A 17,986-nucleotide genomic window follows, 5' to 3' on the forward strand; every position below is an offset into this window, starting at 1 on the left:
CAGGAGCACCAACTCATGTCGCAGACGTTCTACAGAAAAGGCTTTCTTGCACTCGCCGTGGCTACTGCCATGGGTGCGGCTTCATTTGCGCAGGCAGCCGACATCAAGATCGGCGTTGCTGGCCCGATGACTGGCGCCAATGCCTCGTTCGGCGAGCAATACATGAAGGGCGCTCAAGCAGCTGCCGATGCCATCAACGCTGCGGGCGGCGTCAACGGCGATAAAATCGTCCTGACCGCCTACGATGATGCGTGCGAACCGAAACAGGCCGTTGCCGTTGCCAACAAGGCGGCGTCTGACAAAGTTGCCGGCGTTGTCGGTCACTTCTGCTCCTCCTCGACCATCCCGGCGTCGGAAGTCTATGACGAAGCCGGCATCATCGCGATCACCCCTGGCTCCACCAACCCGACCGTTACCGAGCGCGGCCTGAGCGCCATGTTCCGTATGTGCGGCCGTGACGATCAGCAAGGCATCGTTGCCGGCGACTACATCGTCGACGTGCTCAAGGGCAAGAAGATCGCCGTCATCAACGATAAGGACACCTACGGCAAAGGGCTGGCAGACGCCACCGCCAATCAGCTGACCAAGCGCGGCGTGACGCCTGTGCTGCAAGAAGGTCTGACCCGTGGCGAGAAAGACTTCAGCGCCCTGGTCACCAAGATCCGTTCCGTTGGCGCCGACGTGGTTTACTTCGGCGGTCTGCACCCGGAAGCCGGTCCACTGGTTCGCCAGTTGCGTGAACAAGGCCTGAAAGACGTGAAATTCATGTCTGACGACGGCGTCGTGACCGACGAACTGGTGACCACCGCTGGCGGCGCGCAATACGTCGATGGCGTGTACATGACCTTCGGCGCCGACCCGCGCATGCTGCCAGACAGCAAGGCCGTGGTTGAGCAGTTCCGCAAATCCGGTTACGAGCCAGAAGGCTACACCCTCTACGCTTACGCTTCGGTTCAGGCCCTGGCGGCCGGTTTCAACGGCGCCAAGTCGAACAAAGGCGAAGACGCTGCCAAGTTCCTGAAAGCCCATCCTGTCAAAACCGTCATGGGCGAGAAAGCCTGGGACACCAAGGGCGACCTGAAAGTCTCTGACTACGTGGTTTACCAGTGGGACAAGGACGGCAAATACCACCAGCTCGAAAAGCAGAAGTGAGTCAAGCGCTTAGTCGGATCTGGTGTTTCCCGGGGGTGAGCCGGGAAACAGCCTGATCCGGTAATCGGCGCTGTCTGACGGCGGCGCCGGATTTCTTCTGTTGCCACTGTGTGCGCCGCTCTATTCCTCACGAGGGAATGGTCGCGCGCGCCAGGTCGGCCTTTCAAGTTCGTGAGCGTGCGTGATGGACGGTATTTTCCTGCAGCAAATGGTCAACGGCCTGACACTGGGCTCGGTCTATGGCCTGATCGCCATCGGTTACACGATGGTCTACGGCATCATCGGCATGATCAACTTCGCCCACGGCGACGTGTACATGATCTCCGCCTACCTCGCAGCCATCGGCCTTGCCGTGCTGTCTTTCTTCGGCGTTGAGTCATTCCCCTTTCTGATTCTTGGCACACTGATCTTCACCATCGTGGTCACCGGTGTGTACGGTTTCGTCATCGAGCGAGTGGCGTACAAACCGCTGCGTAACTCGACCCGTCTGGCGCCACTGATCAGCGCGATCGGCATCTCCCTGATTCTGCAGAACTACGCGCAGATCGCTCAGGGCCCACGCCAGCAAGGCGTTCCGACCCTGCTCGAAGGCGCCATGCGCTTCGATGTCGGCAGTGGTTTCGTACAGATCACCTACACCAAAATCTTCATCCTGATCGCTGCCTTCGTCGGCATGGGCGTACTGACCTACATCATCAAGTACACCAAGCTGGGCCGGATGTGCCGCGCCACGCAACAGGATCGCAAGATGGCCTCGATTCTGGGCATCAACACCGACCGGGTGATTTCCTACGTATTCGTCATTGGTGCGGCCATGGCGGCATTGGCCGGCGTGCTGATCACCATGAACTACGGCACCTTCGACTTCTTCGCCGGCTTCGTCATCGGCATCAAGGCATTTACCGCAGCGGTACTCGGCGGCATAGGTTCGTTGCCGGGGGCCATGCTTGGCGGCCTGATCCTGGGGGTTGCCGAGTCGCAGTTCTCCGGTCTGATCAACTCCGACTACAAAGATGTGTTCAGTTTCGGCCTGCTGGTAGTGATTCTGATCTTCCGTCCCCAAGGCCTGCTGGGTCGCCCACTTGTGGCGAAGGTATAACCATGTCTGCACCTACTAAACCCATTGATATCAAACAAAGCCTGATCGACGCGGTGATCGCCGGGCTGCTGGCGCTGATCGTGTTCGGCCCGATTGTCGGCATCGTGCTGGATGGCTATGGCTTCAACCTGCAACCGGGCCGCGTCGCCGTGCTCGTCGGCGTTGGCGTTGTCGGTCGTTTCTTCATGAGCCTGTTCCTGCAGACGCCGAAGGGCGTGGCCATCGCGCAGAGTTTCGAAAGCTCGGGCTCCGGCGTGCACGTGCTGCCGCCGGGTTACAAGACGCGCCTGCGTTTTATCATTCCGCTGATGATTCTCATCGCAGTGATCTTCCCGATCTTCGCTGACAAGTACGTGCTGACCGTGGTGATCCTCGGCCTGATCTACGTGCTGCTGGGCCTGGGCCTTAATATCGTGGTCGGCCTCGCCGGTTTGCTCGATCTCGGTTATGTGGCCTTCTATGCAATTGGCGCGTACGGCCTGGCGCTGGGTTATCAGTATCTGGGCCTGGGGTTCTGGTCGGCGCTGCCGCTGGCAGCGATTGCGGCGGCGCTTGCCGGTTGCATTCTCGGCTTTCCGGTGCTGCGCATGCACGGGGATTACCTGGCCATCGTGACCCTGGGTTTCGGCGAGATCATCCGTCTGGTGCTCAATAACTGGTTGTCGTTCACCGGCGGCCCGAACGGCGTGCCGGTGCCTTCGCCGACCTTCTTCGGCCTGGAATTCGGGCGTCGCGCCAAAGACGGCGGCATCCCGATCCACGAGTATTTCGGCTTCGAATACAACCCCGACCTGAAATTCATCTTCATCTACACCGTGCTGTTTCTGGTGGTGCTGGCGGTGCTGTACGTCAAACACCGCCTGACCCGCATGCCGGTAGGCCGCGCGTGGGAAGCGCTGCGTGAAGACGAGATCGCCTGCCGCTCGATGGGCCTGAATCACGTGCTGGTCAAGCTGTCGGCCTTCACCATCGGCGCGTCGACGGCCGGTCTGGCGGGGGTGTTCTTCGCCAGTTATCAAGGCTTCGTCAACCCGACCTCGTTCACCTTCTTCGAGTCGGCGCTGATCCTCGCTATCGTCGTGCTGGGAGGCATGGGCTCGACCGTCGGCGTGGTCATTGCGGCGTTCGTGCTGACCGTCGCACCGGAACTGCTGCGCAGCTTCGCGGAATACCGCGTCTTGTTGTTCGGCATCCTCATGGTGCTGATGATGATCTGGCGTCCCCGTGGCCTGATTCGCATCAGCCGTACCGGCGTGCAGCCACGCAAAGGCGTGCTGGCCAAAGTGGAGGGCGCGTGATGAGCGACGAAATCGTTCTGTCCGTCGAAAACCTGATGATGCACTTCGGCGGCATCAAGGCCCTCAGCGACGTCAGCCTGCAAGTGCGGCGCAACTCGATCTTCGCCCTCATCGGCCCGAACGGCGCCGGCAAGACCACGGTATTCAACTGCCTGACCGGCTTTTACAAAGCCACCGGCGGGCGCATCGAGCTCAATGCGCGGGGCAAGAAAACCAACGTCATTCAGTTGCTCGGCGAGCAGTTTCGCGCCGCCGACTTCGCTTCGCCGAAGCGCTTCGGCAGCCGGCTGTACTACAAGATGTTCGGCGGCACGCACCTGGTAAACCGTGCAGGGCTGGCGCGTACTTTCCAGAACATTCGTCTGTTCAAGGAAATGTCCGTCGTCGAGAACCTGCTGGTCGCACAGCACATGTGGGTCAACCGCAACATGCTCGCCGGCATCCTCAACACCAAGGCCTATCGCAAGGCCGAAGACGACGCCATGAACACTGCGTTTTACTGGCTCGAAGTGGTGGATCTGGTGGACTGCGCCAACCGTCTGGCCGGTGAGCTTTCCTACGGCCAGCAACGCCGTCTGGAGATCGCCCGCGCCATGTGCACGCGTCCGCAGGTCATCTGCCTGGACGAACCGGCAGCAGGCCTGAACCCTCAGGAAACCGAGGCGTTGAGCGGCATGATTCGCCACTTGCGCGACGATCACGACATGACCATCGTGCTGATCGAGCACGACATGGGCATGGTCATGGGGATTTCCGACGACATCGTCGTGCTCGACCACGGCAACGTGATCGCCAGGGGCAAACCGGAACAGATCCGCAACGATCCGAAAGTGATCGCAGCGTATCTGGGCGCTGATGAAGAGGAGTTGGTATGAGTAAGCCGATCCTCGAACTGAAAGAGATCGACGTGTATTACGGGCCGATCCAGGCCCTGAAGAAAGTCTCGATGCACATTGACGAGGGCGAGACGGTCAGCCTGATCGGCTCCAACGGCGCGGGCAAATCCACGCTGCTGATGTCGATCTTCGGCCAGCCACGGGCGGCCAGCGGCCAGATCATCTATCAGGGCACCGACATCACCCACAAGTCGTCCCACTACATTGCGTCCAACGGCATCGCGCAATCGCCGGAAGGCCGCCGCGTGTTCCCGGACATGTCGGTGGAAGAGAACCTGATGATGGGCACCATCCCCATCGGCGACAAACACGCCAGCGAAGACATGCAGCGCATGTTCGAGATGTTTCCGCGGCTCAAGGAGCGTCGTAACCAGCGGGCGATGACCATGTCCGGCGGCGAGCAGCAAATGCTCGCCATCGCCCGCGCGCTGATGAGCCGTCCCAAGTTGCTGTTGCTGGACGAGCCGAGCCTGGGGCTGGCGCCGATCATCGTTAAGCAGATCTTCGCGACGCTGCGTGAGCTGGCGCAGACCGGCATGACCATCTTCCTGGTCGAGCAGAACGCCAACCATGCGCTGAAGCTGTCGGACCGCGCTTACGTGATGGTCAACGGCGAGATTCGTCTGACCGGCACGGGTAAGGAATTGCTCACCAATGAGGAGGTCAGGAACGCCTATCTCGGCGGTCATTGATTCCTGATCCTGCTGTTAAAACAAGCCCCGGGTGGATAACTCCCGGGGCTTTTTTGTGGGGAAGTGGAATTGTGGAAAACAATTTTGGGCAGTTGCGAAAACGCGACATATAGCCGCTGCAAATCGCTGTTTTGTCACGCTTTTGACTTGTTCAGTTTTACTGTGGAGGTGACTGTGAATAAGTTGTCAGCAGCTGGCTGCAGGCCTTTGTTTACGTGGCTTACAGCCTTCTGATCAATTTTTGACCAGTCGTTTCGGCCGGTATTTTGCGGGGGTTTGTCAACGTTGTTCTGGCTGGTTTTTTATACAGTCTTTAGGCGGCGCCCGCCTGTGGATAAGTCTGTGCGCAACCGTTGGAAAGACCGCCGCAGATAGCGCAATCTCTGGCCTCGACGCGTCATTCCTGTCCGCGCACCCAAGTCCCGGGGGAATTGGACGGCAGATGGCCCATGGCCGGTCAAGTAAAAACATCGTTCGAGTTACCCACACGCCCCGTATGCCGGGGCTTCCGGCGTTTCGAGTTGCCCCCAGAAAATGGTTGTCTGACTGTGGATAAGGTGGGCAAAAGTGTCTGCAGGCCAGATGGCATAAGGCCTTGGAGTAATTGGTTGTTTTTTATACAGCAAAGCGGTTGTATGACGATGTTGCTGATGGTGCTTGATCCCGGCCTGTCTGCGCGGGCATTCTCCAGAACCTTCTTACACGCAACGCAGCTTGCGTGACATTCCCGCTTGGCTTGATAAGCCCGCATCTTTAGTCAGGAGAAAGAAATGACCTCTACCGTATTCATTACCGGGGCCACTTCCGGGTTCGGCGAAGCCTGCGCCCGTCGTTTTGCCGAGGCGGGCTGGTCGCTGGTGCTGACCGGTCGCCGTGAAGACCGCTTGCAGGCGCTGAGCGCTGAATTGTCGAAACAGACCAAGGTGCACACGCTGACGCTGGACGTGCGAGATCGCGCAGGCGTGGAGCGCGCTGTGGAAAGCCTGCCGGCTGAATTCGCGAAGATTCGTGGCCTGATCAATAACGCTGGCCTGGCGCTGGGTATCGATCCTGCACCCAAGTGCGATCTGGATGACTGGGACACCATGATCGACACCAACATCAAAGGGCTGGTTTACACGACGCGCACGCTGCTTTCGCGTCTGATCGCCTACGGCCGCGGCGCCAGCATCGTCAACCTTGGTTCGGTGGCGGGGAATTATCCGTACCCGGGCGGTAACGTGTACGGCGGCACCAAAGCGTTTGTCGGTCAGTTCTCGCTGAACCTGCGCAACGACTTGGTCGGCACCGGCGTACGCGTGACTAACCTTGAGCCGGGTTTGTGTGAAAGCGAGTTCTCGCTGGTACGTTTCGGCGGCGATCAGGCCAAGTACGACGCGACCTATGCGGGTGCAGAGCCTATCCAGCCCCAAGACATCGCCGACACTATCTTCTGGATCATGAACACCCCGGCCCACGTCAACGTCAACAGCCTGGAGCTGATGCCTGTGAGCCAGACCTGGGCCGGCTTTGCGATTGATCGCAGTCGTGGGGAGAAGTAAGTAGGGTTTTAGCTGATTAGCGCCGCCCGGCACGCGGCGCGTTTTAGAAAGCAGCGCCGTCCATGTGAGAGTGAGCTTGCTCACGAAGACGGCATTTCAATCGCTGAATCTTTAGCGGACGTACCTGCCCATTCGCGAGCAAGCTCGCTCCCACAGGGGGCGTCGCCAATCTCTGATGGGATGACCATCAGGGAGTCAGCTCAGCCGCTGAAATACTCGGCCAGCCCGATGTAGCAGGTCGCCAGGTGATACGGCGTCGTCGACGGCATGTCGCTGCGGCTGATCTGCCCCTGGCTGTCGAGGCACTCGTTCCAGCCGGTGGGGTGCAGGAACTGCGCTTGCAGCGCGTTCAACTGACGCGCCAGCAGGTGCTCGCTATCAGGCCGTAACGTCAACGCGCGCAGGTATTCAGCCTGGGCCCAGATACGCTGCGTGCCGTCTTTCACCGAACCGTCCACTTCCAGCATCGCCGCGACCGCGCCCGTCGTTTGATCGACGCCCTGTGCCTCGGCATGGGCGAACGCGGTCTCCAGCGAGCGATACAGCGGCGTGCCCCGCAGCCGCGTGGAAGACGCCAGCAAGTAGAACCATTCGAACTGGTGACCCGGCTCGGACCAGTTATCCACAGCGTCCAGCGGCTTCTCCAGCATCACTCCGTGCTCGACATCGACAAAGCGTCGTTGCATGGCTTCCACCAACCCATCCAGCGCCGCCCGCGTGTCAGCGTCATCGCGCACGGCCAGTGTGCCGAGAAAGGCTTCGGCGAGGTGCATCAGCGGGTTCTGCAGCGGGCCGGCGTTCAGCGAAGACCAGTCTTCGGCCAGCACGGATTCATACAAGCCATCGCCGTCGGCAAAGCGCTCGGCGACCACGTTCAGGGCGGCATTGAGCACCGACTCCACCAGCGGCTCACGGACTTTGCCCCAGTAATGGGCGCAGGCGAAGACGATGAAGGCGTGGGTATAGAGGTCCTTGCGGCGATCCAGCGGCGCGCCCTGTGGATCAATGCTGTAGAACCAGCCGCCGTGCTCGGCATCGTGAAAGTGCTGCTGCAACGAACGAAACAGCGCGGCCGCTCGGGTGGCGGCGTCGGGGACGTCGGGGTGATCGATCAGGCTTGAAAACAGGAACAGCTGACGCGCACAGGCCATGGCCCGATAGCGCTGCGGCGGCAGAGGCCGATGTTGGGCGTCGACCGCCTCGAACGGCAACGCCATCTCGGCATTCCACCCCGGGCCTTGCCACAACGGCACGACCACGCCCATGAAATGCTGCTGCAGCTCAGTGAACAGGGCGGACAGTTCAGACTTGGCGGTGGGGAGGGAAGCGTCAGGCATTGGATGGCGTCACGGCAGTGGCAAATTGCGCGACATGGTAGCAGGAGGTGAGGCGAGCGGGGCAGCGGGGATCAATTGATCCCCGCCAAGCCCTATCGGAAATGCCTGCCGTTCAACGCAAAACGCGATCCCTGTAGGAGTGAGCTTGCTCGCGAAGACGGTATTTCAACCGCTGAAGATTGAGCGGATGTTCGGACCTCTTCGCGAGCAAGCTCGCTCCCACAATTGACCTGTCGGTAGACATATATCTGCGGTCTGGATTTATCGGAGCGTCATTCAGCCTGCGAACAACCAGACGCCGGTCGCCGCCGACAAGGCGCCAGCGATCCGCACGACCGGGGCCGCCGCCGTTGGCAGGAAGCGCACCACGGCATAGCCCGCCGCGTGCAGCGCAGCGGTCGCGCCGACGAAACCGAGGGCGTAGCCCCAAGGGCTCGACATCTCCGGCAGTTCCAGACCATGGGCCACGCCGTGGAACAGCGCAAACAGCGCCGTCGCCGCCACGGCCACGATCAGTGGCGGACGCACCGCCAGCGCCACCGCCAGGCCCAACGCAAACACCGAGGCCGCAATCCCGCTTTCCAGTGCAGGCAGCGCCAGCCCTTCAAACCCGAGCAAGCCGCCGAGCAGCATGGTGCCGACAAACGTGCACGGCAACGCCCAGCGCGCGGCGCCTTTTTGCTGTGCAGCCCAAAGCCCGACAGCAATCATCGCCAGCAGGTGATCGATGCCGCCCAATGGATGGCTGATGCCTGCCACAAGACCGCTTTCGTCGTGGCCGGGGTGGGCGAAGGCCAGCGCCGGAACGAGGAGCAGCGCCAACGCGCCGAATACTTTTTTGCCGTTCATGAATGAATTCCTTGAGTCCTTAAGATGTACGAATCAGGCCGCAGTCAGCAGGCCCTGGCGCTCGATGAACGCGACGATCTGCTCCAGCCCGTGACCGGTTTTCTGGTTGCTGAACACGAACGGCTTGTCGCCGCGCATCTTCTTCGTGTCGCGGTCCATCATCTCCAGCGAGGCACCCACCAGTGGCGCGAGGTCGATCTTGTTGATCACCAGCAGATCGGATTTGCAGATGCCGGGGCCACCCTTGCGCGGCAGCTTGTCGCCTGCCGACACGTCGATCACGTAAATGGTGAGGTCCGACAGCTCCGGACTGAACGTCGCGGACAGGTTGTCGCCACCGGATTCGACGATGATCAGGTCCAGACCCTCGAAGCGCCGATTGAGCTGGTCGACGGCTTCCAGATTGATCGACGCGTCTTCGCGGATCGCCGTGTGCGGGCAGCCGCCGGTTTCCACGCCGATGATGCGCTCAGGCGCAAGTGCTTCGTTGCGCACCAGAAAATCAGCGTCTTCACGGGTGTAGATGTCGTTGGTGACCACCGCCAGGTTGTAGCGATCTCGCAGGGCCAGGCACAGCGCGAGCGTCAGGGCGGTCTTGCCGGAACCGACCGGACCGCCGATGCCGACGCGCAAAGGTTGGCTGTTCATTCGTTCTCTCCGTTAAGCAGGTTGTGCGGTTCGAGGCGCTGCGCCGATGGCGGCCACCTCATGATCGGAACAGGCGGCTGTACTGCCGCTCATGGTTCATGCTCGCCAGCGCCAGACCGAATGGCGCGCTGCCGATGTGTTCAGGATTCAGCTCGGTCGCGTGTTGCTGGGCGTTCTGCAGCAGCGGCAGCAACTCGCTGGTCAGGCGCTGGGCGGCTTGCTGCCCCAGTGGCAGGGTTTTCATCAGCACCGCCAGCTGGTTTTCCAGCCAGCTCCAGAGCCAGGCGGCGAGCGCGTCCTGAGGACTGATCTGCCAGGCGCGCGCAGCCAGTGCCCAGCCCAGCGCCAGATGCGGCTCGCCCATGCGCTGCAGAAAATCCCGTGCGGGCTGATCCATTTCCGGCAGGCCGTTGAGCAATTGCTGCAGCGAGTAACCCATCTGCCGACTTTCCAGATGCAGCTCGCGGGTTTCGCGGCTGGCGCGGTGTGCTTCGCTCAATTGCAGCAACGTCGCCCAGTCGTCTTCGGCAGCCGCCGTGCAGTGCGCTAGTAAAAGCGGCGCTTCGAATCGCGCAAGGTTGAGCAGCAATTGGTCGCCAATCCAGCGGGCGGCGCTGGCCGAGTCGTGAACAGTGGATTGCTCGACCGCCATTTCCAGTCCTTGGGAATAGCTGTAACCGCCGATCGGCAATTGCGGGCTCGCCAGACGCAGCAGCGCCCAGGCAGCGTTCACGTGCGCACGCCGAATTGATGAATGCGCGGCGCGTAATTGAAGTCTTCTTCACCGGCGCGGGAGTGGTGATGGCCGCCACCGTAGGCGCCGTGCTCGGGCTGGAAGGGCGCTTCGATGGATTCGGTGGTGGCGCCCAGTTGATCGAGCATGGCCTTGAGCACGTAGTCGTCGAGCAGACGCAGCCAGCCGTCGCCCACTTGCAGCGCCACATGGCGGTTGCCCAAGTGATACGCCGCGCGGGTCAGTTCGAACGCGTTGCTGCAGGTCACGTGCATCAGTTGTTCAGGGCGAGCGCAGACACGCACGATCCGGCCGTCTTCAGCCTTGAGGAAATCTCCGTCACGCAACGGCGGCTGACCCCGTTCAAGGAAAAGCCCGACGTCTTCACCTTCGGCACTGAAACAGCGCAGCCGGCTTTTGCTCCGGGCCTCGAAAATCAAATGCAGCTCTGCGGCCCATTCAGCCTGAGGTTCGGTTCTTTGATGAATGACGAGCATCAGAAAGCTTCCAGCAATGTGCGATGCAAGGGCTAGAGCAAGTGCCTTGCCAACAGGCGTGAAGCGCAGCAATTGCCTGAATACGGTGCAGCGATGAATGGGCAGAGCTATCGGATGCGTCTTACCGGTGCATCAATCGCAGCGATGCATTTCGGTGGTGCAGTGTGGTTGGGGGGTGATGGCGTAATGCACAGCAGTGAACGCTCGCGGGTCACTCGGTGCTGCCCAGTCCCTGCCAGCGCTTGGCGCCGATAAAGATGAAGCGCAGTTGCTGGGTGATTTTCGCGCGCGGGGTCAGGTGTGCGGCCAAGGCCGGGGGCGGCGGGTCGATCAGCTCTGGGAGCATGGCGAACACGCTCTTGACCACAAGGTCGGCCATGACCGAGAGGTCATCGGTGTTCAGGTGCTGGAATTTGGGCATCGACGCCAGGTCGGTCGCGAGGTCCGCGATGATGCCTTCGCGCAGTGCACCAAGCGCCTGACGCACTTTCAACGAGCCGCCGTATTGCTCGCGCGCCAGAAACAGAAACTGCGAGCGGTTGGCGGCCACGACATCCAGAAAGATGCGGATAGAGGCGTCGATGATGCCGCTGTGGATGTTGTGGTTGTGGCGCACGCGGCGGATGGTTTCACGGAAGGTCTGGCCGACTTCGCTGACCAGCGCCAGGCCGAGGTGGTCCATGTCATCGAAATGCCGGTAGAAACCGGTGGGCACGATGCCGGCGGTTTTCGCCACTTCGCGCAGGCTCAGGCTGCCAAAACCACGTCCGCTCTCCATCAGGCCCCGGGCTGCATCGAGCAGGGCATGGCGGGTCTGCTGTTTCTGTTCGGCGCGGGGCAGCATGGGGCGTGTATCTGATGAAGGCATGGGCCGCAACTCTAGCAAATGCGTTTGCGTGGCGTCGAACCCGGTTTCACGTCGGGCAATAAAAAGCCCGGCGATCAAGGCCGGGCGGTTCTCGCGCTTATGCTGGTGGATTGAGGGTGCTCAAACCGGCCTCTTCCCGGCTAAAGCCGGTCCCACTAATCCAGCGCCGCGTTGTTTCCGTAGGACCGGCTTTAGCCGGGAAGCTTTTCGATGCAACGGGTAAGAATCAGGAAACCCGCTGATACTGCTGAATCAGCCGATCAGGGCCGTTGTCGGCAACGCGCTGGTATTGATTGATCAATCGATCCGGGCCGTCCTGCGCAACGGTCGGCAAACCGGAATGCTGCGTCGCCTTCGCTTCGCCAAGGATCGCTTGTTCGCTGGCAGGCATCGCAAACGCGCTCGAGGCAAGTAGGGAAAGGGTCAGGGCAATCAATTGGCGTTTCATGGAAGGATGCTCGGGTGTAAAGGGTTGTGTGAACGTGCTGGCGATTTTACCGCTGACCTGTGGATAAAGAAGTTCAGCGGGCTGATGGTGACCATCGACAGAAATGATGCGGCTGCGGACCCCTTGCCGGGCGGGCTTCTCAGCGCGTTTCGGATCAACAGTGGCGATCGTCTGGACGTACGGTATGGGCGGGGGGCGGAACTTTTCTGACCCTGAATACAGATTTCATCAAACCCACGCGGCTTTTCTCAGTCGAACCGTTACGACGTACGAGACGCGCCCTGGACGGCGCGTCGGTTTTGGGGAGATGACGCAATGACGCGAGGCCGTAAAATTTTCGCCTGGACAGCCGCAATCCTGCTGCTGTTGCTGGTGATTCTGATCATTGTGATCGCCACGTTCGACTGGAACCGGCTCAAGCCGACCATTAACGAGAAGGTGTCTGCAGAACTGCATCGCCCCTTTGCCATCAACGGCAATCTGGCCGTGAACTGGCACCGTGAGCCCGACGAAGGCGGCTGGCGCGCCTGGGTGCCGTGGCCGCATATGTCGGCGGAAGACATCGCATTGGGCAACCCGGAATGGTCGAAGACGCCGCAGATGGTCACGCTCAAGCGCGTCGATCTGCGCTTGTCTCCCTTGCCGCTGCTGGCCCAGCGCGTGGTCATTCCACGTATCAACCTGACCGAGCCCAACGCCAAGATCGAGCGCCTGGCCGATGGCCGCGCCAACTGGGTGTTCGATCTGCCTAAGAGCGACCCGAACGCCAAGCCGTCGAGCTGGGTGGTGGACATCGGCTCGATCGGCTTCGATAAAGGCTTCGTGAGCTACAACGACCAGAAGATCAACACGGCCGTTGACGTGGTCATCGACCCGCTGGGCAAGCCGATTCCCTACAGCGACATCGTCGGCAGCAGCGAGGCGAAGAAGGTCCAGGACAAGGGCGCTTCGGCTCAAGATTACGCTTTTGGCTTTACCGCCAAAGGCCAGTACCACGGCCAGAAACTCAACGGCAGCGGCAAAGTGGGTGGGCTGTTGGCGCTGAAAGACGCCGCGCTGCCATTCCCGGTACAGGCCGACGTCAGTGCGGGCGCTTTGCGTGTCGCCATCGCGGGCACCGTGACCGATCCGCAGAACCTCGGTGAACTGGACCTGCGCCTGAAACTGTCCGGCGACAGCCTCAGCAACCTGTATCCGCTGACCGGCGTGACCCTGCCGGATTCCCCACCGTACTCCACCGATGGCCGCCTAGTCGCCAAACTGCATGACCCGGCCGGTGCGTCGTTTCAGTACAAGGGTTTCAACGGCAAGATCGGTGACAGCGATATCCATGGTGATCTCGGCTTCGTGGCGAGCGAAACGCGTCCCAAGCTGACCGGCGCGCTGGTGTCCAATCAGTTGCTGATGACTGACCTCAAGCCGCTGATCGGCGCCGATTCCAACGCCGAGCAGAAGACCCGCGGCGGCGAGAGCAAACAGCCGACAGGCAAAGTGCTGCCGGTCGAGGAATTCAAGACCGACCGCTGGGCTGCCATGGACGCCGACGTTGAGTTCACCGGCAAGCGCATCGTGCAGAGCGCCGACCTGCCGTTCACTGATCTTTACACCCATGTAGTGCTCAACGATGGCGTACTGAGCCTGCAGCCGCTGCGCTTCGGTGTCGCCGGAGGCAAGCTCGACGCCGATATCAAGCTCAACGGTCACACCCAGCCGCTGGAAGGCCGCGCCAGGTTGTCGGCTCGAGGTTTCAAGCTCAAGCAGCTGTTCCCGACCTTCGAACCGATGAAAACCAGCTTTGGTGAGCTCAACGGTGATGCCGATCTCAGTGGTCGGGGCAACTCGGTTGCTGCCTTGCTGGGCACCTCCAACGGCGAGCTGAAGATGCTGGTCAACGACGGCGCTGTCAGCCGTGGCCTGATGGAGATTGCCGGGCTGAACGTGGGTAACTACGTGGTCGGCAAGCTGTTTGGCGACAAGGACGTGAAGATCAACTGCGCGGCCACCGATGTGGGCTTCAAGGACGGCCTGGCGAGCACCAAGGTGTTCGTGTTCGATACCGAGAACGCGATCATTTACGTCGACGGCACGGCGAACCTAAAGACCGAACAACTGGACATGAAGATCACGCCGGAATCGAAAGGCTTCCGGGTCTTCTCCCTGCGTTCGCCGCTGTACGTGCGGGGGCCGTTCAGCAAGCCCAATGCGGGTGTGGAGTCGGGTCCGCTGTTGCTGCGTGGCGCGGGAATGGTGCTGCTGGGCGCGGCAGTGGGGCCGGCGGCGGGATTGCTGGCACTCGTAGCGCCGAGCAGCGGGGACGCGCCTAACCAGTGCACCGCGTTGCTGGAACAAATGCGCTCGGGCAAGGCGCCGAAAACGGTGAAGTGAGTTCGGCACCGGATCTGTGCCGTCTTCACTTCCACAATATGCCCGGCTTCGGAGCGGGCTTGCGTTGTACCCGGTCCTGTAGGAGTGAGCTTGCTCGCGAAGGCGGCATCACGGCCGCCTGACATGCGTCGGATGTGCGGGCCTTTTCGCGAGCAAGCTCTCTCACACATAACCGGGTTCGGCGCCTGATTCAGCGTCTGGTTGATCTGGCCCTTGTGGGAGCGAGCTTGCTCGCGAATAGCTCGGTATACCCTAAACATCCCGCCTGAAAGTTATCCACAAAAAAGCCAGGGCATGTGCCCTGGCTTTTTGCATTGCGTGGTGCGTATCAGAGGCCGTCGAGCAGGTCGGCCATGTCGTCAGCGTGCTCTTCTTCCTGCGCCAGGATCTCTTCAAAGATGCGGCGGGTGGTTGGGTCTTGGTCGCCGATGTACTGAATGATTTCGCGGTAGCTGTCGATCGCGATGCGCTCGGCCACCAGGTCTTCAGTAATCATCTCTTTCAGCGTGTTGCCAGCCACATATTGCGCGTGGGAATTCTTGCTCAGCAGGTCCGGATTGAATTCCGGCTCGCCGCCCAGCTGCACGATGCGCTCGGCCAGCTTGTCAGCGTGTTCGAGTTCTTGATTGGCGTGTTCCAGAAACTCATCGGCTGCTGCGTGGGATTTAATCCCCTTGGCCATGAAGTAATGGCGCTTGTAACGCAGGGTGCAGACCAGTTCGGTGGCCAGCGACGAGTTCAGCAAACGCAGGACCTCATCACGATCACCGTTGTAGCCTTCAGTGACGGCGCCGTCTTCGACGTTTTTGCGCGCGCGCTCTCGCAGGGTGGCGACGTCGGTCATTGGGTGCAGATTGATCATCAGATTTCTCCAGGGCTGTTCCGGTTTTTTTCCGTCGCGCTCTGTTGCGCCATGCCTGAAGCAGGCGCCCGGCAGGATCGGGGTCTTAAGGTGTGAGTGGTGGGCACTGGCAAAAGTTTGATTTTTGTTGAGGGACTTTTTGACGCGGGGGTTTTTCAGCGTGGGGCAAAGCGGGGCGAGCGTGCTTAAGGACGAATCCCCCGCGATCACGGCAGTGCCGGGCATCCTTGCGATGCACCGGCACAGTGATTACGGGTGGACTCATCCATTCAAACCAACGGCGTTAGATCACATGGCGCGTTCGTTGGCGTCACGCTGTTCGCACGTCATGAAGCCCTTGCTGTTGACGCGGCCATTGTTGTCGAAGGTGACGTAGTAAGCCTGCTGATGGCCTTCGCGATTCAGCACGTAGTTGTTACAAGTGCCGGGGTGGGCGCGACGTTGAACAGTTGTCGATGGCGTGCCGCCGATGGTCAGAACCTGTTCCTTGGTCATGCCTTCTTCGACTTGCTTGACCAGCGGCTCATTGCGATAGGTCGCGTAATCAACCGGGTTGGGCAGGGTGGTCGATGCGCAACCAGCCAATGCGGCCATGGAAATCACTACTGCCAGGGATTGCTTGAACATTCGAATCGCTCCGCGAAAAAGGCCATTGTTGGCCCGTTGCTGTTAGGAGCGTTGGAGAGGCAAAAGAGTTCGATCAAATTGATGGCGATGGGGCATTACCCGCACCTGTCGCGCCTAGGGGCAATTCCGGGCCATCCTGGGCTGATTGTCGTCAAATCTCACCTGCCGAAAATTGCTCGCACGTTCGCGAAACAGCGAGGTCAATCTGATGGCATGGTCGGGAGATGCAGTTCTCACCTGGTTTAAATCAGCGATGACTACCCGCTCGACCATTTCGACATCGTCAACCAGCACTTCGGTCTGGTGGGCAAGGGAGCCAATCCCTTGAGTGGTTCCTGAAACACGCCGCGCGTCTCAAAGCCGCCGGTCTTTGACTTATTTGGCCGTAGTTCGTGATCAGTCGACCCGTGAGGTCGCGTAGGAAGAGATGCGATGAGCGATAAAGAGCTTTATGAAATCGAGTACACGCTGGCCGGTGAGCACCATGTCGATCTGATTGAAAACCTCGACGTGCCGATCATCGAGGTTGTGCACGAGCTGGCGCTCAAGCACAACGTGGCCGTTGAAGATGACCCCTTCGATACCGGCGAAGACACCATCGGTCTGCCCCATGTGCTGGGCATTACCGATGTGTCGATTCACGCTGCGGAGGATCACGACAAAGCCTGATTGCCGGGCTCATCCGACAGACAGGTTTAACGGATCGCGGCCTTGCGCAGCGGTGTGGTCCAGCGTTCTGCCAGGATCACCCCGCCCAGCGTCAGGGCACCGCCGATAAAGTGATACGACGCCAGCTGCTCGCCCAGCGCGAGCGCGGCAACCAGCGCCGTCAGGATCGGCACCAGGTTGAAAAACAACGTGGTACGGCTGGGTCCGAGGATGGAAATCGCTTTCATCCACAGCAGCGGCGCGAGCATCGAGGTCGGGATGCACGCATAGAGCACCAACGGAATGTTGCTCGCGTTCAGGCCAGTCTTCGGTGAAATCACGAACAGTGGAAACAGCGCAATGATCGCCACCAGAATCTGCAGGTAGAGCAGCTGCAATGGCGGCATGCGCAACTGCCATTTCTTCAGCAGCGTGCTGTAGGTCGCGTAGGCCAGCGTTGCGACAAGCATCATCACATCGCCGACGTTGATGCCATGGGCAACCAGCAAGCTCCAACTCCCCTGTGACACCACCCATAAGACGCCGGCAAACGACACAATTGCACCGACCAGTGCGCCTGCAGTCAGCCGCGTGCCGAGGCTGGCGATCGACATGCCCAGCGTCATCACCGGCACCAGCGACAGAATGATGCCCATGTTGGTGGCCGTCGTGATATTCGCCGCGTAGTACGCCAGGCTCTGATAAATCGCCATGCCCAGGACGCCCAGCACCACCACTTTGCCAATGATGGGTTTGATCTGCACCCGGTTGCGCAGCACGGGGCCGAGCAGAAACGGCGTGAACAACACCCCCGCCAGCAACCACCGATAGAAGCCGATTTCAGCCGGGAAAATACGCCCTGCGGCGGCCTTGGTGATGACGTTGTTGCCCGCCCAGATCATGACGGTCAGCAGTGGATAAAGGTATTGCATGAGCGAACCGGCTGTTGAATGAGGCGCCATTATCGGCCTGTCAGTCCGCACGTCCAGCGCACGCTGTGCATTTGCAGAAATATGCAGCAACATTCTTTGACTACACTGCTTTGAAAGCCATGCAGGTGCCTGGCGCTTCCGGAGAAAACCGATGACGATGCTGCGTATTCCTCTGCTGGTGTTGGGCCTGCTGCTGAGCGCCCAGGGTTTTGCCGCCACCGCGCAACAAAACAAGATGACCACCTGCAACGCCGATGCCTCGGCCAAATCCCTGAAGGGCGACGAGCGCAAGGCGTTCATGAGCACCTGCCTGAAGGCCGCGCCTGCGCCTGCCGCCACTCAGCAGGAGAAGATGAAAACCTGCAACGCCACGGCCAGTACCCAGGCGCTCAAGGGCGATGCGCGCAAGGCATTCATGAGCGATTGTCTTAAAAAGAAATAGTTTCCGAGCCGATTCCAGGCGCTGAAAAGCGG

At 60.5% G+C, this 17,986-nt stretch carries 19 protein-coding genes and 1 pseudogene; 10 read left to right on the forward strand and 10 right to left on the reverse strand.

Annotated elements, in window-relative coordinates:
- The first annotated feature begins 15 nt into the window (after positions 1-15).
- The 6 genes from AC07VF_RS11240 (at position 16) to AC07VF_RS11265 (ending at position 6,678) form a co-directional block, all read left to right on the forward strand.
- A complete protein-coding gene (locus AC07VF_RS11240) occupies positions 16-1,152 on the forward strand; it encodes an ABC transporter substrate-binding protein (protein WP_463583871.1) in 1,137 nt (378 codons plus the stop codon).
- A gap of 184 nt (positions 1,153-1,336) precedes the next feature.
- Entirely contained in the window at positions 1,337-2,251 is a 915-nt protein-coding gene (locus AC07VF_RS11245; RefSeq protein ID WP_037015668.1) for an ABC transporter permease subunit, read from the forward strand.
- 2 nt (positions 2,252-2,253) lie between these two features.
- The gene (gene livM, locus AC07VF_RS11250) at positions 2,254-3,549 is read left to right on the forward strand and encodes a high-affinity branched-chain amino acid ABC transporter permease LivM (protein ID WP_495008510.1); all 1,296 of its coding nucleotides are present in this window, start codon (positions 2,254-2,256) and stop codon (positions 3,547-3,549) included.
- Entirely contained in the window at positions 3,549-4,424 is an 876-nt protein-coding gene (locus tag AC07VF_RS11255) for an ABC transporter ATP-binding protein (protein WP_423570840.1), read from the forward strand. Before livM ends, AC07VF_RS11255 begins: the two co-directional genes overlap by 1 nt.
- Positions 4,421-5,137 (forward strand): ABC transporter ATP-binding protein, encoded by a 717-nt coding sequence (locus tag AC07VF_RS11260; RefSeq protein ID WP_065987777.1) that lies wholly within the window; start codon positions 4,421-4,423, stop codon positions 5,135-5,137. Before AC07VF_RS11255 ends, AC07VF_RS11260 begins: the two co-directional genes overlap by 4 nt.
- A gap of 770 nt (positions 5,138-5,907) precedes the next feature.
- The gene (locus AC07VF_RS11265) at positions 5,908-6,678 is read left to right on the forward strand and encodes an SDR family oxidoreductase (protein WP_065987776.1); all 771 of its coding nucleotides are present in this window, start codon (positions 5,908-5,910) and stop codon (positions 6,676-6,678) included.
- Between the two features lie 200 nt (positions 6,679-6,878).
- On the opposite strand, the gene AC07VF_RS11270 is transcribed toward AC07VF_RS11265, so the two are convergent.
- From AC07VF_RS11270 to AC07VF_RS11300, 7 genes are all read right to left on the reverse strand, one after another.
- Complete coding sequence (locus tag AC07VF_RS11270; protein ID WP_495008509.1) at positions 6,879-8,015, reverse strand: AGE family epimerase/isomerase; 1,137 nt, start codon at positions 8,013-8,015, stop codon at positions 6,879-6,881.
- 276 nt (positions 8,016-8,291) lie between these two features.
- Positions 8,292-8,864, reverse strand: coding sequence for a HupE/UreJ family protein (locus tag AC07VF_RS11275; protein ID WP_282367795.1), 573 nt, complete (start codon positions 8,862-8,864; stop codon positions 8,292-8,294).
- A gap of 33 nt (positions 8,865-8,897) precedes the next feature.
- Entirely contained in the window at positions 8,898-9,512 is a 615-nt protein-coding gene (gene ureG, locus AC07VF_RS11280) for an urease accessory protein UreG (protein ID WP_037015648.1), read from the reverse strand.
- Between the two features lie 58 nt (positions 9,513-9,570).
- Positions 9,571-10,245, reverse strand: coding sequence for an urease accessory protein UreF (locus AC07VF_RS11285; RefSeq protein WP_495008508.1), 675 nt, complete (start codon positions 10,243-10,245; stop codon positions 9,571-9,573).
- The gene (gene ureE, locus AC07VF_RS11290) at positions 10,242-10,742 is read right to left on the reverse strand and encodes an urease accessory protein UreE (RefSeq protein ID WP_192171068.1); all 501 of its coding nucleotides are present in this window, start codon (positions 10,740-10,742) and stop codon (positions 10,242-10,244) included. Before ureE ends, AC07VF_RS11285 begins: the two co-directional genes overlap by 4 nt.
- Positions 10,743-10,953: 211 nt before the next feature.
- The gene (locus AC07VF_RS11295; protein WP_463583982.1) at positions 10,954-11,586 is read right to left on the reverse strand and encodes a TetR family transcriptional regulator; all 633 of its coding nucleotides are present in this window, start codon (positions 11,584-11,586) and stop codon (positions 10,954-10,956) included.
- Positions 11,587-11,836: 250 nt separating this feature from the next.
- Complete coding sequence (locus tag AC07VF_RS11300; RefSeq protein ID WP_122533791.1) at positions 11,837-12,058, reverse strand: hypothetical protein; 222 nt, start codon at positions 12,056-12,058, stop codon at positions 11,837-11,839.
- Between the two features lie 315 nt (positions 12,059-12,373).
- On the opposite strand from AC07VF_RS11300, the gene AC07VF_RS11305 reads away from it, so the two are divergent.
- Positions 12,374-14,443, forward strand: coding sequence for an AsmA family protein (locus tag AC07VF_RS11305; protein ID WP_495008507.1), 2,070 nt, complete (start codon positions 12,374-12,376; stop codon positions 14,441-14,443).
- Positions 14,444-14,771: 328 nt separating this feature from the next.
- On the opposite strand, the gene AC07VF_RS11310 is transcribed toward AC07VF_RS11305, so the two are convergent.
- Both AC07VF_RS11310 and osmE read right to left on the reverse strand, forming a co-directional pair.
- Entirely contained in the window at positions 14,772-15,305 is a 534-nt protein-coding gene (locus AC07VF_RS11310) for a ferritin-like domain-containing protein (protein WP_065987767.1), read from the reverse strand.
- 288 nt (positions 15,306-15,593) lie between these two features.
- Positions 15,594-15,932: an osmotically-inducible lipoprotein OsmE gene (osmE, locus tag AC07VF_RS11315; protein ID WP_133774484.1), complete on the reverse strand. Its 339-nt coding sequence runs from the start codon at positions 15,930-15,932 to the stop codon at positions 15,594-15,596.
- A 174-nt stretch (positions 15,933-16,106) separates the two neighbouring features.
- Between osmE and AC07VF_RS11320 the strand changes: the two are divergent.
- A pseudogene (locus tag AC07VF_RS11320) lies at positions 16,107-16,306 on the forward strand (triacylglycerol lipase); the annotation flags it as partial.
- A 58-nt stretch (positions 16,307-16,364) separates the two neighbouring features.
- Positions 16,365-16,601 carry a hypothetical protein gene (locus AC07VF_RS11325; RefSeq protein ID WP_037015625.1) on the forward strand — a complete coding sequence of 79 codons (237 nt, stop codon included), beginning with the start codon at positions 16,365-16,367 and terminating at the stop codon, positions 16,599-16,601.
- A 26-nt stretch (positions 16,602-16,627) separates the two neighbouring features.
- Here AC07VF_RS11325 and AC07VF_RS11330 read toward each other — a convergent pair whose 3' ends face one another.
- Positions 16,628-17,512, reverse strand: coding sequence for a DMT family transporter (locus AC07VF_RS11330; protein WP_495008506.1), 885 nt, complete (start codon positions 17,510-17,512; stop codon positions 16,628-16,630).
- A 151-nt stretch (positions 17,513-17,663) separates the two neighbouring features.
- Here AC07VF_RS11330 and AC07VF_RS11335 point away from each other — a divergent pair, with 151 nt between their 5' ends.
- Complete coding sequence (locus AC07VF_RS11335) at positions 17,664-17,954, forward strand: PsiF family protein (protein ID WP_346626821.1); 291 nt, start codon at positions 17,664-17,666, stop codon at positions 17,952-17,954.
- Positions 17,955-17,986: the final 32 nt, after the last annotated feature.

Source organism: Pseudomonas sp. GW821-FHT02H06 (assembly GCF_059421525.1).